Raw genomic sequence first — 16,785 nt, 5'->3', positions numbered from 1 at the left:
GGCAAGTGATATGTCCACCCCGGCACGTGCCGTCCGGCCGGTGCGATCGATCCGGTTCCGGCTGCTGGCAATTGCGCTTCTGCCGACGCTGGTCATTTTGCCGCTGCTGCTCGGCATCACCATTGCGCGCTGGAACTCAAAGTTCGACGCCCTTCTGATTGCCAAGGTCAATGGCGATCTCACCATCGCACACCAGTATCTGTCTCGCATTCTGGAAAACACCGGCGAACAAATCCAGGCGCTGGCGGTTTCTGTGGCCTTTCAGGATGCGGCCTCCTCTGGCGTGCCTGCAGATCTGACCACATTTCTCGAGCAAAGCCGCCAGAGGCTGGGGCTTGATTTCCTGGTGCTGGTCGAAGGTGGGACCGAACCGGTGGTCGAAGGGCAATCGCTTGCAGCCTTTCCCGTCGTTGCCTCAGCGCTCAAGGGCACTTCCTCAACGGCAATCGACATCGTCTCCAACCGGCAGCTGGCCGAAATTGCGCCGGCACTGGCTGAGCGTGCCCTGATCGATCTCGTCGATACACCCAACGCTGTTGAAACTAATCGAAAAAGCGAAACACGCGGGATGGTGGTTCAGTCAGCCAGCCCGATCAGTCTTCCAGACAATCGGATACCAGCAGGCAATCGGGCGGCACTGGTCGGCGGCATCCTTCTCAACCAGAACCTGGTTTTCATCGATACTATCAACGATCTTGTCTACCGCGAAGCAAGCCTGCCGGAGGGAAGCAAGGGTACAGCGACGCTCTTTCTCGAAGATGTGCGCATTAGTACCAATGTGCGGCTTTTCGAGGACCGCCGCGCACTTGGAACCCGTGTATCTGCCGCGGTGCGCACCGCGGTGCTCGATGAAGGCCAGACCTGGCTCGACAGCGCCTTTGTCGTCAACGATTGGTATATTTCGGCCTATGAGCCGATCACAGACAGCTTCGGCAACCGCGTCGGCATGCTCTATGTCGGATTTCTAGAGACGCCATTTCGCGAGGCTAAACAGACCACCCTCATCACTATCATACTGGCCTTTCTGGCCGTTGCCGCCGTCAGCGTCCCGATCTTCCTGCGCTGGGCTCGATCGATCTTCAAGCCTCTGGAGCGCATGAGCGACACGATTACGCGCGTCGAGGCCGGCAATATGGGTGCGCGCACGGAGTTGATGGTCGCCAGCGACGAGATCGGCCGCGTTGCGTTGCATCTTGATGGCCTGCTGGACCAGTTGCAGCAGCGGGACCGAGACCTGCGCCTTTGGAATGACGAGCTGAACGACCGCGTTGCGGAACGCACCAGCGAACTGGAGCAAGCCAACCGCCGGATCGAAGCGGCGACCAAACAATTGATCATGTCTGAAAAACTCGCAGCCATTGGCGAGATCACCGCCGGTGTTGCCCACGAGATCAACAATCCGATCGCGGTCATCCAGGGAAATCTCGACGTTGTGCGCAGCGTCCTTGGGCAAAAGGCGGAAGAGGCCAAGGTCGAGTTCCGGCTGATCGATGAGCAGATCCACAGGATCAGCCAGATCGTCACCAAGCTCCTGCAATTTGCCAAGCCTGAGGAATATGCCGGTTATGTCGAACGCCACGCAATAAATGCGGTGATCCTGGATTGCCTGCCCCTCGTCCAGCACCTGCTGAACAAAGCCGATATCAGTCTCGTTCTGGAGGACCGGGCCACGCGACTGGTGCTGATGAACCGCACGGAACTGCAGCAAGTCGCGATCAACCTGATCGTCAACGCCCTGCATGCCATGCCGGCTGGCGGAACGTTGACGATCCGTACATTCGATCATGATATGGAAAACAAAGCGGGTGTCGCGCTGGAAGTGGAAGATACCGGTGTTGGCATGTCGGCCGACCTGATCGGCCGTATCTTCGATCCATTCTTTTCGACCAAGAAGCGGGAGGGAACCGGTCTTGGTCTCTCCATCAGTCAGGGCCTGATCGACCGGCAGGGCGGTCGGATCTCGGTGGAGAGCGAACCTGGCAAAGGGACCTGCTTTAGCATCTGGCTACCTGAAGCCCGCTGACGGACAATTTGTCCTTAAGAGTCAGGACAACTTGTCCAGAACGCTGAAGGATTCCCCCTTCACCCTCCCTAAACCCTTGATAAATCGCAAAGTCGCATCTGGCACGCCGGTTGCTAGGTTTTACATGGAGCGACAAGGTCTCACGCGCGCTGGGCTCCAAGCAGCGCGGCAAGCCTTCGTCGGTCTAGGGACAGACTGAAACTGGGAGGCGCCTGATGAGGGCGCAAGGGAGGACAAATTCATGACGGCAACAACCGACACCTATCCAGGCGGAGGCACGATCGGGTTACTCGACCGTGAGCGCATTATCGCCAAACCGGGTTTCAACCGCTGGCTCGTGCCACCGGCAGCCCTTGCCATCCACCTCTGTATTGGCATGGCTTACGGCTTTAGCGTCTTCTGGCTACCGCTGTCCAAATCGATCGGCATCAGCGCCGCCGCTACCTGTAGCGACATGACCTTTGTGTCGGCATTGTTCACCACCAGCTGTGACTGGCGCGTCAGCGACCTCGGCTGGATCTATACGTTGTTTTTTGTTCTTCTCGGTTCGTCGGCTGCAATCTGGGGTGGCTGGCTGGAACGGGCGGGGCCGCGCAAGGCTGGCTTCGTTTCGGCCTGTTGCTGGTGCGGCGGTATTCTAGTGGCAGCACTCGGTGTGTATACCCACCAACTCTGGTTGATGTGGCTGGGCGCTGGTGTCATCGGCGGCATCGGCCTTGGCCTCGGCTACATCTCACCAGTCTCGACACTGATCAAATGGTTTCCTGACCGCCGCGGTATGGCGACCGGCATGGCAATCATGGGCTTTGGCGGTGGTGCGATGATCGGGGCGCCGCTGGCCAACCTGCTGATGACCTCTTTCCGCTCTGATACCTCTGTCGGTGTCTGGCAGACCTTTGTCGTGATGGCACTCGTCTATTTTGTCTTCATGATGGGTGGCGCATTCGGCTACCGCATTCCGCCGGCTGGCTGGCGCCCGGAAGGCTGGACTGCACCCGTCGCCAAGAGCACGATGATCACGACCCGGCATGTGCATCTGCGCGATGCCCATAAGACCCGCCAGTTTTGGCTGATCTGGGCAGTCCTCTGCCTCAACGTCTCGGCAGGCATCGGCGTGATCGGCATGGCATCTCCCATGCTGCAGGAGATCTTCGCAGGCTCGCTGATCGGCCAGCCAGGCGTTGCCTTTGTCGACATGAAACCTGAGCAGCTTGCGGCTATTGCAGCAATTGCCGCAGGATTTGCAGGACTTCTGTCATTGTTCAACATCGGCGGTCGCTTTTTCTGGGCGTCGCTGTCGGACAAGATCGGTCGCAAGAACACCTACTTCTGCTTCTTTGTCCTCGGCATCGTGCTCTATGCACTAGCGCCCTGGGCGGCCGGTATCCAGAGCAAAATCCTGTTCGTCGGCATGTTCTGCATCATCCTGTCAATGTATGGCGGCGGATTTGCCACCATTCCGGCCTATCTTGCCGACATCTTCGGTACCCAGTTCGTCGGGGCCATTCACGGCCGCCTGCTGACGGCCTGGGCAACGGCAGGCATCATCGGCCCGGTCGTGGTCAATTACATCCGCGAGGCACAGATTGCCGCCGGCGTGCCGAGAGATCAGGTCTATAACTTCACCATGTACATCCTCGCCGGCATGCTATTACTCGGTCTGATCGCAAATGCCTTTGTACGCCCGCTCGCTGACAAATGGTTCATGTCGGACACCGAGGTTGCAGCGCTGCAGGCCAAAAGTGCGCAGGCGAATGCCGGCCCCAGCGGCTCGTTCGGCATTGGTCGGGGCGGTCTCGACGGCAAGGCCGTGATCGCCTGGACCGTCGTTGGTGTTCCGATGCTATGGGGCGTGTGGAACACCTTGAAGGCCACATTCGCGCTCTTCGGATAAAAGGCGATTGTAAACAGTAGGCCGCATTGTCTTCGACAATGCGGCCTGCCCGGAAAAAGCGAATGTCCGGTCTCGGGCCAAACCGCACCCCATAAAGCGCGCTTAGCGTCACAAAGTAAAAGCCACCTCGCGCTTTTGCCCCTCGCTACTCCAAACCTGGCGATGATCCGGCAATAGGCCAGCGTACCAGCGCTTCGCGACCTGAATCACTCAACCCGTAGACGCCTTTTTCCACCCTGATGAACCAGCCATAATAATTGGCGAGCAGGATCTGGCCAGCCGCAGGCGCAACGGATCTGAGGTCGCGCGGACGCAATGGACCTTCAGCAAGGGCTGCCGCACAGGCAAGAGCCTGCTGCCGGTAGGCCGTCATGATCGGCACTTTTGTCGATCCACCGAGGGCCGGATCGCCCTGTCGCTTCCGATGCTCCTTGACCAGTCGGGTGCGGCGCTTGGGATTGCTGCGAGGCATTGGAGACACCGAGCTGACGATCACGCTGACCTGACCGGCATCGGAGACACCCAGCATGCCAACGCCCAGTCTCCGGCAGAGGTCACGGTAGCGCCGGTCGGCCTCACGGCCCTTGCCGCGCGCAGAAATACGCCCCGCGATCCAAACCTCGTCGCTCGCTGACGCTCGATCGACCGCCTGCAGGATCAGTTCCAGATTGAAACTCAGCTTCAGTTCGCAGATGACGACAAGCGGTGTTTCCCCTTCCGCAAGGCCGACGATATCACAGCCGCCAATCTCTCCTTTGACCTCATATCCAGCAGTTTCGAGAAACATCTTCACGGGCAGATAGAGCGAGGTTTCCAAGGCGCGGCTTTCATGATGGTCTATCGTCTTCGGGGACGTGAGACATCATAGCAGAAATCGAGCGATCAATGCGCGCCGCTTGCTGTGATAATTCCCAGGTTTCCGAGCCCGCTGACGATCAACTGGACGGCAACAGCGGTCAAGAGAATGCCGAAAACAACTTCAGAGACCACCATGGTGGCCGGCTTCATCCGTTTGGCAAGCGTGTCGATATTTGTGAACACGACATAGTCGAGGAGGCCGACGATGAGGATCAGCGCTGCGACCATGGCTGCACTGGCCACAGACAGGATCTCCCCGGAGGCAATGATGATCACCGTGATGCCGACGGGATTAAGCAGATAAGGAACCGCAAGCGGAAACACCGCGAGCTTGTCGGGGTCGATCGGAGTGGAGAGTTCATCATGGGGCTTCTCGGTTGGTCCGGCAGCCATCTTGATTGCGATCAACGCCAGGATAATGCCGCCGGCAACGGCCACGGCCCCTCCGGTAATATGCAAGAGCCGCATGAGCAGAGCTCCCGTCGCGAGAAGAACCAAAGCCGTGACCAGAGCGGTCAGGACCATTTTGCGCCCGATGCGAACCTTGGTCTCTGCGTCGAATGCGTGGGTCTTTTCCAAGAAGGGCACAAGCGCAATCTTCGGTCCCATGCCGATCAAAAGCATGAGTAGAAGCTTGCCCACCAGGGCCGCGTTGATAACGGTGAAGTCCATGAGTAAGTCCCTCTAGGTTAAAAGTGCACGGGTTTCAGACCTGACCAAAAAATCGACACTTCCTCACATCTCGGACATCAGCGCACGCACGCCCTTTGCCCTCTTTCCGCTTTTTCACCGGGCTCGCAATTTGGCCCGCTATTCTGCGACGCCGCGGAACCGATCAGACCGCTGACATTTCCGGCGTAGTTGTCGCGGGTGTCCGCATCGATGACGGCAACCGGGGCAGCCAGGATCAGGCCCGCTACATTGCCGGCAGCTGCCGCCGTCCCCGTTGTCACCGCAACAAGCGTGTCACCCAGACCCACCTTGCTGTCCGTCAGCGCCTGCCCGTCGGATATCCGCGCTCCGATAAGGCGTACGACTTCCGGCGATTCGGCGAACTTGCCGTGGTGGAGCCTGTCCCCTGCCTTGACCTTGGTCAGATCGATGACGGTGATCTTGTTGTCGGACAGTTCTTGTTTGAACGGCGCCTGCTCGGGATCGATGGCCCCCAGCCGGGCAACATCGCCCCAGACCCTGCGCGATACGGCAAGCGCCCTGTCGTCGCGCGAGACGAACAAGGTAAAATGAGGACGAGGCTGCCCCATGTCGGCGATCTGCTGGCGGAAAACGTCGACGTCCACATCCGGTGCGGCCAGCATCACGTTCTCAAACTTGGCCGGCAGCCGTCCGTTGCGAATGGCCATCTGGCGGAGTGCCTCAAGCGCCAGCCAGTTTCCCATGGAATGGGCAAGGACGGAGACTTCCTTCACTTCAGGATCCTGAGCGAGATATTGAAACAGCGTTTCCAGTGCGTTTCTCGTATAGTTGGTGCTTTCCCGGTCATAGCCGTAGGCGAGCAGACTGCCGCGGGACGGCCAGGTCACCAGGAGCGGCGCGCTGCGCACACCGGAATCCTGGACGATCTGGGCGAAGCGATAGACCGAATCCTCGAAGCGGTTGTTAAATCCGTGGATGAAGACGAGCACGCTGCCGTCGCCAGTCTTCCGGACAGTGGCACTGAGCCAGCTTTTTGCCTCGTCACGGGTGATTTCATCGGCCTTCAAGGTGGCAAAATCGGTTGCCGGGTTGGGTGGAAGCTTCTGCGGCCAAGCGACTTCGCCGACCTTCCGGGCGCTCTCGGGTGGTATGGACACGGTGATATCAGCAAAGGTCGGTTCCGCCGCACGCTCGCCGGTAAACATCTCCCCCTCGATCTTCGAACGGCTGCGTGTGGTTGTCACCAACAGGTTCACCCGTGTGGCCTCGGGCGCACTATCTGCAACAGGGGTAAGGACGTTTTTGGGACGTCCACCACATCCAACGAGAATTACCAGCAGCACACAGACAAACATCCGCGCCAAGCCGTGGGACCCCTGGCCGCACGTGCGCGCGGTGGACTGCATACATTTCACCATGGTCACTCACCAGTGTCGCTGTCGTGCGGCTGCTAGGCGCCTCGTTGCGCAAGCGCGGCAACGGGCGGCCAACCTCAAATATGTCTATTACAAGGTCGGAAGGCCTGCCCGTAACATCGGGTATGTTACGGGCAACTTATACGGACACTCCTGATAGCAAAGGCACCGAATGCGGCAAATTCCCTCGGCCGGTAGCGCCAACCAAGCTGTAAATGCCCGCGATGGCTCACTCAGCCCGCCGCGCGGACATCGTAAGCTACGGTAACATACTGCACGATGGTCCAATCGTGACCGAACATCGTGTCGCGACCAGACCTTCTGGTGCTGTCTCGCGTCCGAAGGGAAGCAACCATGGATGACGGTATCGCAGCAGCCAGGCGACATTTTCCCGCAAAAGCCGAGGCCATCTCCGAGCGTGCATCAAGGGACACTGTCTTTGGAGAGATCTGCAGGGATTTTGCCGAAGCGAAGACCGAGCTGGCCAAATGGGAAGTGTCCATGGATCCGCAGGGGGCAAAACGATGCACTGAGTACAGGGAACTGATCGCAGCGCTCGCGAACGAAATAGAAGCGGCATTGGACAGCGCCGAAGTGATCTTGCTTCACCGCCCGCCGTCGAAGGGCTCCAGATAGCCAGAGTTGATCGCGCTCGACAAGCAACGACGAAAAACCTTGCGCAAAGGTTGTGACAGCTGAGCGACAGACCCGTGAAATCGGAAGGGGACGACACAGTGGTTCAAGAGAGATCAGACCAGCCGGAAGTGGCGCCACCGCCCGCCAACCCCTTGCGCAGGATTGCCTTGATCGTCGTCTGTCTGGCATTGGCTCTGTTTATCCTGTCCGTGTTCATGGAACGTCGCACGCCATCGACGTCGCAAGCGCATGTTCAGGCCTATGTCGTCGGCATTGCGGCTGAAGTCACCGGACGCATCGTAGAAGTTGGCATTTCCGACAATGCAAGGGTCGAGGCGGGTCAGCTTCTGTTCCGTATCGACCCGCAACGCTATGAGCTAGCCGTCAGCGAAGCCGAGGCCGCCCTTGCCAGCGCAGGCCAGTCAATCGGCGCATCCACCGCCACTGTCGATTCGGCCCAGGCCAAACTTGTCCAGATCCGGGCTGACCGTGACAATCTGCGCGATCAATATGCGAGAGCCTCGGAACTGGTGAAACGCGGGGTCTACTCGAGGGCACGTTTCGATGCCGCCAAATCCGCCTATGATCAGGCAGAAGCATCGGTTTCTGCGGCCGAGGCCGAACTTGCCAAGGCCAAGGAACTGCTTGGGCCATCCGGCGATGACAATCCACAGCTACGGGCAGCGCTGGCCGGCTTGGAGAAGGCGCGTCTTGACCTTGTGCGCACAACCGTCAGGGCACCCTCGTCTGGGGTCGTTACCAACCTGCAGCTCTCAATCGGCAAGGTCGTCTCGGTTGGCCAGCCGGCCATGACATTCATCGATGCCGGTACGATCTGGATCGCCGCGGCGTTCAAGGAAAACAGTCTTGAGCGGGTCGCAGCCGGAAACAGGGCGGAGATCCTCTTCGATGCGCTGCCCGGGCGTGTGTTCCCGGCAACGGTCGAAAGCGTCGGCTTCGGCATTTCGCAAGGAAACACAGATCCCAATACCGGCCTGCCCATGATCCGGAACGACAGCGGCTGGGTCAGGGAAGCGCAACGGTTCCCGGTTCGCCTCATTATGGACGAGACGCAAAGACCGGAACGCGGCATTCGTTATGGTTCGCAGACCACCGTTGTCATCTTTACCGGCGACAACCCTTTTACCAACGCATGGGGATCTCTGTGGATCCGCATCATGTCGGTCCTGTCCTATGTCAACTGACCGATCTTCCGCCTGGCATGCGCAACGGCGCTGCGGATTGCGGGTTGCGTTCGCGGTGTCGATCGGCTTCACAGCCTCCGTTCATGCAGGGGCGGTGCTTCCCTTCCTTGCGCCCATGTTTGCCGCCCAGTTCCTCCTCGCAAGCGCCAGACCGCTACCGCCTGCAAAAACCATCGGCGCGGCCTTGGTGATCCTCGCCGCCGGGGTCGTCATGATGGAATTGACGCGTGTTCTGGGCGATCGGCCGGCACCTTTTTTACTCCTGTTGGGACTGGTCTATTTCATCTGCTTCGTCATGCAGTCGACAGGAAGGGGCGGGCCTGCAATTTTTCTTGTCCTGATCGTGGCCATCCTCGCGCCGCTTTTCGGCATATTGAACAACGAACTGGCTTCGTCGATCCTGTCCATCCTTGTGACCGGCATCTTGTCCGGCACGGCGCTGATGTGGCTTGCCCATGCGGTCTTTCCAGAACCGCACGGACCGGATGAAGACGACGTGCGGGCCATCGAGCGACCGCCGGCTATGCTGCATGCACTGGCGAACACCGCAATTCTGCTTGCCTCCGTGGTGATCTGCCTGACAAGCGACAATTTGACCGCGGCGGCCGTCATTCCGATCACTGTGGCCTCGCTGCTGAAGCAACTCGACATTGCTGACAGCGCGCGGTCAGCCTTCGGTCTGGTGCTCGTCAACCTGTTCGGCGGCATTTTGGCTTCCGTCGCCTATACGCTGCTCATGTTTCGCCCCAATCTTCTGTCGATGTTCCTCATCGTATTGGTGACTGCGCTTGTGCTCGGCGGAAGGGCGGCCGCGCGCTCAAAAGACTCGGCGATGTTTGCCGGCGCCTTGACCACATTCCTGATCATTTTTGGGCTTGGGGTCTCACCGCTGCCCGGAAGTTCGGCCGAAACATTCGCAACGCGCATTGTCTATGTCGCGTGCGCCCTCGTGTACGCTTTGCTGCTGGCCGCACTTTTGTGGCCACGAGCACCCGCGCCAAAAGCACTGTCGCACACAGGCGTCCTCACCGAATAGGCAGCCACCCGATCATCGCATGACATTGCCGGATTGTCGTTCAAGATCACGAGTGTTGCGGCTCTTCGAGCGCTTTGGCGAGACGGTCAAGATCCTGCGAATAGCAAAAGAGCGCAAACAGGACTGTCGCAATTTCGAACAGGTTGAGCGCGAGCCTGCCGAAAGACGGCAATGCCTCGAGCTCAGGCAAGTGCCGGAAGAACAGGGTCGAAAACAGTGCACCGCCAAAAAAGAAACTGACCCGGCTGGCAAACGAGCAAAGATGCGCCAGAACGACATTATGACAGGGTGCAACGACCGGCACCCACCGCAATCTCGCCCAATAGAAACCATGCAGGAGCGCGGCAAAGGTCATGATGGCAAGGTGTTGCGACAGCGTCAGTTGGTTTTCCTCGCCGATATGCGTGACGACGTAGCGAAACCATGGAAAGACGATCCAGAACAGGGCAGACGCGGCCACCGTCTGTCCTGCAAGCAGCATAGCATAAATGGCCCCGCCAGACGTCATCCATCGGCCTCCGCATGCACCGGGATGAGCTCTACAAACGCGGTCCAAACCGACCGCCGTCTCGTTTTGCGCCGAACAAATCTCAAGGCAGTCAGCATCAGCGTGGCTGTAGATTGGACGTGTCGAGAGCGACAGCCGCCTCCTGGAGCAGCGGCAGGCCGGCCTTGCGCAATCCGGCGATCAAGCGCTGCCGATCATCCCGCTGGATATTTCTCGCTTCAAGCTCCGCCTCGATATTGGCAACGAAATCCGGTTGCATCTGTGCGAAGATCTGAGCATGACGGCGTCCCTCTTCTTCAAGGCCCGCCTGGGTGTACGTCACCGCCGCGACAGCATGAAAGAGGGGAAACTTCGTCATGTCCGTTTTCCGGATTTCGGAGACTGCAGTCTCGATATCATCGAGCATGTAGGCAGCAAGGGCACGCATGCCATGATAGTAGCCACCGCCGGCCGGATGAAGAGCGATTGCCTGGTCAAGCAGAGTGGCGCCGCGGCCCCACCGTCCACTCAGCGCCATCCCAGTACCAAATTCGCCGATCAATTCCGTGTCATTCGGGTTGGTGGCAAGGGCCTGTTCACCGACACGCATCGACTCGCTCACCTCGCGTTCGACAAACAAAGCCATCATCAGGGCCTGCAGCCCTCTGGTGTCGTTTGGGTCGAGCTGTATTGCGTTTCTGGCGGCGATAAGCGCTCGTTGCGTTGGCTGCGGCGAACCAATTTTAGGCTCGAGTTTGAACCGGCCTTCATCCAGGTAGGTGATCGACAGCATTGCCCATGCGGTGGCATAGGCGGGATACTCGGCAACGGTGGTCTCCAGGCATTGGCGGGTGGCGGCGTGAGCCTCTACACTCGGTTGCGCACGATAGGCATAAAACTTCCATGCGCAGTGATAGGAACCCGCGGCGGCAGAATTTTCCCTGTCGACCTGGGCCATAACGCCATAGGGTTGAGCGATCGTCGCGGCAACCCGGCGTGCAACGTCTTTCTGGATAGCGAGTGGATCCCCTAAGGCAAGGTTCTCATCATAGTCCTTCGACCAGAAGATTTCGCCGGTAGTGGGAGAGACAAGCCGGGCCGTGACGCGCAAGCGACCGGAAGACGCTCTTACGCCGCCGGTGAGGAGGAACCGCGCACCAAGATCCTTGCTGATCTGGAATGCGTCTATTTCCGCTGGGGAAATTGTCGAGGTTTCTCGGCCGAACACCTTGATTTCGTTAAAGCGAGGAAGGGCGGTCAACAGTTCTTCTGTCAAAGCGACGGAATAGAGCTCCGCATCGGACCCTCCGTCGATGTTGGAAAACGGAACGACATAAACCGCCGGCAACCGAATGCTATTGGGCAATACGCGCGTCCCCGGATCGTCTGAGTTACCCGTCAATTCGGCCATGATTGGTGATCCATCTATGCCCTTTGCCTGCTGGTTTGCGGTGCCATTCGGATCGTTGGAAACCACCCAGTACATAACCGCTGCCAGCGTCATCATTGTCACGCCGGCCAAGACAGGTCCGTACCACCACCGGGACTTCGTATCGGCACTCGCCACCAAAGGCGGCAACTGGGGGCCCACCCTTTCCGCAGCAGCCATAGCACTCCATGAAAACGACGGCGTATACCCGCCCTTGGGGATCTCGATCCGGACCATATCCCGATCGCCTTCAACCAGATAATATCGCTCGAGCGAACGCCGCAGGCGTCCGGCTTCGATCCGGACGACAGGATCGTCCTGTGTGAAATTCTCATCACGGCCAAACACCTCGATCGCGATGCTGTAGCCTTTGATGCGACTTGCACGCCCTGCAAGCGTCTCTTCCACAACGTAGCGCAGAAATGCGGCCGCCCGCCCGGTGCCTGGAAACTCAGGGCTCGAAAGTATCCGTTCAAGCTGCGCTCGGATCTCGTCGATACCTGGCAGGCTTGCCTCAGGTCCCAAATCGTCGGGTCTCGTCTTTAGCATGGCAGTCCCCAATTCCCGGAGTACCAACAGTCAGCATGCATATGAGACGCAAGTTATATGCATGAAGCGTACTCGTCCATTGCCATGCTCCGGATCTTTGTGCGGAAAAATGGGGCAAGGACTGCATGCAAAGAACTGTCCAGCGCCAAATGGCGCGGCGCATTCAGTGCCGGACAGCCGGCGATGCCGATACACTGCTCATCTAACATGCAAGAATACGGGCATCAGCGAGATGAGCTAGCCGTTACAAACATGAATTTCTCGCGTGTGGAAGCAGGTCCGTCCACCCGCCCCTAGGCAGCAACACGATAGCGACGAGAGATCGGCGGCGCCACGAAATCTCCCTGATCCGGTTGGGCCAGTTCTTCACAAAACCTGAAATCTTCGATCGCGAAATGCTGATCCGTCCCAAAGCGCGCTACGCTCCAATATTCGCGCTCTGCGCCAAAAACATCCGAAATCTGGACGAGAACAAGTTCGTTTCCATCCAATTGTTCGGCCCAATAGATGCGGCCAGGCTGAAGTTCGTCAACATTGATGGTCATTGCGCTATCCGTGAATCATTCATAGACGCGGTAATAATCCGTCAGATTCCCTGCCTGGGTAAATACCCCAAATTGGATGGTATCATTTGCAACGTTTTGCAGTCTGACGACGAATCGCGACTCTCGCCCAGCCGGGCAATCCAGCCAAATCGCGCAGACACTGTTTTCACGTTCTTAGGCCATGCACAGATAGTTGCGCGTTTAAATGCCAACCGGTTCGACCACACATTCGAACGCAGTGATCGGCGTGGAGAAACCCTTCAGTGTGAGCCTTGCCGTCTCCGCAAAGGTCGTGCTGCTACGCTGATCCCGAAACACATTTTCGGATACGAGAATTTGGTCCGTTGAGGCGGCAGAGCACAACCGGGCGGCGAGTTGTACCGTCGTGCCAAAAAGGTCTTTGCTGTCCTCGACGGGTTCGCCGCAGTCAAGACCAATGCGAATGTGTATCGGCTCCGGATTGCCCCGGTTAAAATGGCGGAAGCCCTGAAGGATGTCAGTGGCGCAATCAACTGCCCGCGTCGTCGAGATAAACGACGCCATTATCCCATCGCCCGTGTGCTTCACTTCACATCCGCTATTGTCTTTCAAACATCTTCGCACGACGGAGTCGTGAGCCCTGACCAGCTCTGCGCCCATACGGTCGCCGAGGCGAGCGGTCATTTCCGTCGAACCCACGATGTCCGTAAACATGATCGCGCGGTGGGCAAAGCCGATGTTGGGTAATGGCTCGGCAAGCGGTTCGGGATCAGAGATCCGGCCGAGAAAAGCCTCGACGGCTGACAATGCAACCTCGACCACGTCGCCGGCCACGTGGCCGTGGGCCACCCGGTGGACGCATTGAGCCGTTTCCTTGTCTGGTGCGTCGATCAGGCAAAATGCAGTGCCCCGATGATGGTCGAACCAGTATGTCAGAAATTTAACGCCAAATGCGTCCTGGATTTCGAGATCCTTGCGATGAGCCTCTGCGACGTCTGCAGCGCTGTATCCTTTGAGATCATGACGATCCATGAAAATGGCCATCGTCTTTCTCCTCCCCAGGTCAAAGCTCCGAGCCAAGCATAGTGTATTCCCAATCGGATTGCTGGGCAAACGATCCCTTATTTTCGGCTTGATGATGGGTGGTCGGGCTGATGAGGATCTGCAGCTGACCAGAGATCAGCCAACGCCCGCCTCGGTTATGGTTCACGTTTTGCAATGCTTTGTCACGCAAAATGAGTTTCTTTCCCAAGCCAGAGCGGTCATGAGAGGGTCAGTGATTTTCTGATCGCATCGTTGATGCCCCCTCAATGAAGAATATACCGCATGAAAGAGCCGATCGCATTGCAGGAGATTCCCCGAAACAGCGTGTTCCGCGAGGGTGACGTTTTTGTTCTTTTCGGCGAATTGTTCGGCCGCGGCTACGCTACCGGCCTTCTGGAAGAAGCGCGAAATGCCGGAATGCAGATCGTCGGGATTACGGTAGGGCGGCGCAATGATGACAACACGCTGCGGCCACTCAACGCCGACGAGCTGTCGGAAGCTGAATCCCGGCTCGGCGGCAAGATCATCAATATTCCCCTCATGGCAGGCTTTGATCTTGATGCACCTGCGGGTCACCCGACACCAACGGATCTTCTAGCGGGCATGACGCTTGCCGGCTGGGAAAGCGATAGGCTGGACTGGGACTACATCGAGAAGTGTCGCCAGATCGCCACCATGCGTTTCACCCAAGCCCTGTCTGAGGTGATGGCCGTTCTCGACAGCATGATCGGTGACGGTCGGAATGTATTTTTCGCCCATACAATGGCGGGCGGCATTCCCAAGGCGAAAGTTTTCCTTGCTCTTGCCAACCGCATATACAAGGGCACGGCCACCCGTCATATGTCGTCGCAAGCCCTGCTCGACAGCGATCTGGGAAAGTTGATCCTTCAGAATTTCGACGAGGTGTCTGCCAATACGTTCGGCCACCTGATCGACTTCAGCTCGGCGATTCGCCAGCGCGTCGAAGCATCGGGTGCGCAGGTCAGGTATACGGCCTACGGATATCACGGGACCGGAATCCTGATCGATGGCGAGTACCGTTGGCAAACCTACACCAATTACACCCAGGGCTACGCCAAGATGCGGCTCGAGAGCTTTGCCGAGAAGGCATGGAAAGCCGGCATCAAGGCGACGGTCTACAATTGCCCGGAAATCCGCACCAACTCGTCTGACGTTTTCACCGGCATCGAATTGCCTTTGATCCCCCTCCTTCTCGCATTGAAGAAAGAAGGCGGCGGAGAATGGGCCGAGCAACAGTGGCAGGCGTGCGAGGCACTCCTGACCGACGGCTATACTCTAGACGACGCTATTGCGAAGATCTGGACGCTTCAGGCCAGCAACGTGATGATTCCATTTTACGATTTCACGGCATGGCCCATGCCCAACAGCCAGGCACAGGCCGATCTTACAATCGGCACATCGCACGAGATTACGAAGATGCACCGCGACGGCAAAGCGCTGATTAGTGATCATCTGAGCGCGCTTGTGGTCGAAGCGACCGGACAACTTATTTTCGCCGCCTCTTCCGCTCCCATTGGCCCCGTCCTTTGGCTCAACCATGACGTGGTCGCAAAGCGCCTCAACACGTCGCATGCAAGAGCCACCACACCGGCAACCATCCGGCAGGACGACAGGCAAAACACATCGCAGTTGGAAGTGGTTTGATCGTCAAGGCCGCGCAAAGCCGGCCTGACCCCAAAGCGTTATGTGATCTTCGACAGCGACAACCGCCCCGCAGCCCGGGATTGGATTTGTGAAGACCGCGCCACCATCCAGGCGCCACCTTTGATTTTTCAGAGCCTCATTGCGTCGGTCCGCGTGACAGGGTGACCGTGTGAAGCTGACAATTGGCGTTCCGCCGCTCTACACAATCTGGCAGACCGCTGGTCCCCGCGATGGCGATACGGGCGATCATCCGACACTTGTCGGACGGTGGATCCCGGGCCAGGTTAAGCCTGCCGGCGTTTCCGCGCGCGAGCCGATATCCTGCTCAAGCAAATCCTAACAACCTATCCGGCAATTCCCGATAGTCGGGTGGACTCGTAGCTTCAGGATAACGAGGCGGGCTATCAGGATTTTATAGCCGAAGCGCGAGGCGACGGCCTCATTGCATACGGCAGCCAGGAGCGAGCCGACATTCGCGCGGAACAAGAGCCGACCTACCCGAAGCCCTCGGGGATGTGCCCTATAATTATGCAAATCCAATTATGCCTGAAAAAACGCCTTGACGTTGATTGAAATTCGGCATTCACTGAACCAATCAACAATTGGTACGAACCAATCATGCCAGCATCCTCACCGCAGGACAATTCAAACTACGCTCTGGAAAAGCTGCGTGATCTTCTTCGCCAGGGAGACGTGGCGAGCGACGGCAAATTGCCGACGGAGCGCATGTTGTGCGAGAAGCTCGGCTTGGGCCGCCGGGCGATCCGCAGGGCCCTGGAGGTTCTGGAGGCCGAAGGCGCTATCTGGCGCAAGCAGGGCTCAGGCACCTATGTCGGGCAGAAGCCGGACGAGTGGAGCGACCAGCTCGAGACCATCGTGGCTGGAACCAATGTCATGGAAATCATGGAGGTGCGCCTTCGCATCGAGCCGCAGCTTGCCCAATTGGCCGCCCTTCGCGCCAAGGGCAGCGACATCGACCGAATGCGCGAACTTGCGCAGAAAATCCTGGGTAGCGAGGATGCCGATGCCAAGGAGCTGTGGGACGGCGCACTGCACCGGCAGATCGCCCAGGCAGCCGGCAACCAGCTTTTCCTGTCTATCTTCGATGTCATCAACCGGGTTCGCCAGGATGATGCTTGGCAATCGATTCGTGAACGGGCCCGCAGCAGCGCCAATACAATGGGCATTTCCAATGCCCAGCATGCCGCGATCATCGATGCCATCGCCGCACGCGACCCGGCCAAGGCCGGCGAAGCGATGCGCCAACATCTGCTGATGCTGCAGGAGCGACTGATCCGCCAGACATCCATGGACCATCTGGAGGGCGAACCGCTCGACCAAGTGTCATGAGACCGGAATACCGGCT

General features: G+C 58.4%; 15 protein-coding genes. 7 read left to right on the top strand and 8 right to left on the bottom strand.

Going from position 1 to position 16,785, the window contains the following annotated elements; genetic code table 11:
* The first annotated feature begins 10 nt into the window (after positions 1-10).
* Together LQ231_RS21035 and LQ231_RS21030 are read left to right on the top strand one after the other, a co-directional pair.
* Entirely contained in the window at positions 11-2,023 is a 2,013-nt protein-coding gene (locus LQ231_RS21035) for a cache domain-containing protein (RefSeq protein WP_230173734.1), read from the top strand.
* Positions 2,024-2,264: 241 nt separating this feature from the next.
* Entirely contained in the window at positions 2,265-3,917 is a 1,653-nt protein-coding gene (locus LQ231_RS21030; protein WP_230173733.1) for an OFA family MFS transporter, read from the top strand.
* Positions 3,918-4,062: 145 nt separating this feature from the next.
* Here LQ231_RS21030 and LQ231_RS21025 read toward each other — a convergent pair whose 3' ends face one another.
* From LQ231_RS21025 to LQ231_RS21015, 3 genes are all read right to left on the bottom strand, one after another.
* Positions 4,063-4,734: a DUF2161 family putative PD-(D/E)XK-type phosphodiesterase gene (locus tag LQ231_RS21025; RefSeq protein ID WP_230173732.1), complete on the bottom strand. Its 672-nt coding sequence runs from the start codon at positions 4,732-4,734 to the stop codon at positions 4,063-4,065.
* A 65-nt stretch (positions 4,735-4,799) separates the two neighbouring features.
* Positions 4,800-5,447, bottom strand: a complete 648-nt coding sequence (locus LQ231_RS21020; RefSeq protein ID WP_230173731.1) for a MarC family protein — start codon at positions 5,445-5,447, stop codon at positions 4,800-4,802.
* 77 nt (positions 5,448-5,524) lie between these two features.
* Complete coding sequence (locus LQ231_RS21015) at positions 5,525-6,784, bottom strand: alpha/beta hydrolase (protein ID WP_230174995.1); 1,260 nt, start codon at positions 6,782-6,784, stop codon at positions 5,525-5,527.
* A 414-nt stretch (positions 6,785-7,198) separates the two neighbouring features.
* On the opposite strand from LQ231_RS21015, the gene LQ231_RS21010 reads away from it, so the two are divergent.
* The 3 genes from LQ231_RS21010 (at position 7,199) to LQ231_RS21000 (ending at position 9,721) form a co-directional block, all read left to right on the top strand.
* Entirely contained in the window at positions 7,199-7,480 is a 282-nt protein-coding gene (locus LQ231_RS21010; RefSeq protein WP_230173730.1) for a hypothetical protein, read from the top strand.
* A gap of 98 nt (positions 7,481-7,578) precedes the next feature.
* On the top strand, positions 7,579-8,685 hold the full coding sequence (locus LQ231_RS21005) for an HlyD family secretion protein (protein ID WP_230173729.1): 1,107 nt from the start codon (positions 7,579-7,581) through the stop codon (positions 8,683-8,685).
* Positions 8,675-9,721: a DUF2955 domain-containing protein gene (locus LQ231_RS21000; RefSeq protein WP_230173727.1), complete on the top strand. Its 1,047-nt coding sequence runs from the start codon at positions 8,675-8,677 to the stop codon at positions 9,719-9,721. Before LQ231_RS21005 ends, LQ231_RS21000 begins: the two co-directional genes overlap by 11 nt.
* Before the next feature lie 46 nt (positions 9,722-9,767).
* On the opposite strand, the gene LQ231_RS20995 is transcribed toward LQ231_RS21000, so the two are convergent.
* From LQ231_RS20995 to LQ231_RS20975, 5 genes are all read right to left on the bottom strand, one after another.
* Complete coding sequence (locus LQ231_RS20995) at positions 9,768-10,229, bottom strand: hypothetical protein (RefSeq protein ID WP_230173725.1); 462 nt, start codon at positions 10,227-10,229, stop codon at positions 9,768-9,770.
* Between the two features lie 97 nt (positions 10,230-10,326).
* On the bottom strand, positions 10,327-12,186 hold the full coding sequence (locus LQ231_RS20990; protein ID WP_230173723.1) for an adenylate cyclase: 1,860 nt from the start codon (positions 12,184-12,186) through the stop codon (positions 10,327-10,329).
* Positions 12,187-12,479: 293 nt separating this feature from the next.
* Positions 12,480-12,731, bottom strand: a complete 252-nt coding sequence (locus LQ231_RS20985; RefSeq protein ID WP_113143584.1) for a hypothetical protein — start codon at positions 12,729-12,731, stop codon at positions 12,480-12,482.
* Positions 12,732-12,932: 201 nt separating this feature from the next.
* Entirely contained in the window at positions 12,933-13,754 is an 822-nt protein-coding gene (locus LQ231_RS20980) for a nickel-binding protein (protein WP_230173720.1), read from the bottom strand.
* Positions 13,755-13,773: 19 nt separating this feature from the next.
* Positions 13,774-13,944 carry a hypothetical protein gene (locus LQ231_RS20975; protein WP_230173718.1) on the bottom strand — a complete coding sequence of 57 codons (171 nt, stop codon included), beginning with the start codon at positions 13,942-13,944 and terminating at the stop codon, positions 13,774-13,776.
* Positions 13,945-14,036: 92 nt separating this feature from the next.
* On the opposite strand from LQ231_RS20975, the gene LQ231_RS20970 reads away from it, so the two are divergent.
* Both LQ231_RS20970 and LQ231_RS20965 read left to right on the top strand, forming a co-directional pair.
* A complete protein-coding gene (locus LQ231_RS20970) occupies positions 14,037-15,419 on the top strand; it encodes a hypothetical protein (protein WP_230173716.1) in 1,383 nt (460 codons plus the stop codon).
* A 618-nt stretch (positions 15,420-16,037) separates the two neighbouring features.
* Positions 16,038-16,769 (top strand): FCD domain-containing protein, encoded by a 732-nt coding sequence (locus tag LQ231_RS20965; RefSeq protein ID WP_230173715.1) that lies wholly within the window; start codon positions 16,038-16,040, stop codon positions 16,767-16,769.
* Positions 16,770-16,785: the final 16 nt, after the last annotated feature.

The sequence above is a fragment of the Rhizobium sp. CECT 9324 genome, assembly GCF_918741265.1.
Classification (GTDB): domain Bacteria; phylum Pseudomonadota; class Alphaproteobacteria; order Rhizobiales; family Rhizobiaceae; genus Allorhizobium.
This window is presented reverse-complemented; position numbering and strand designations above follow the sequence as displayed.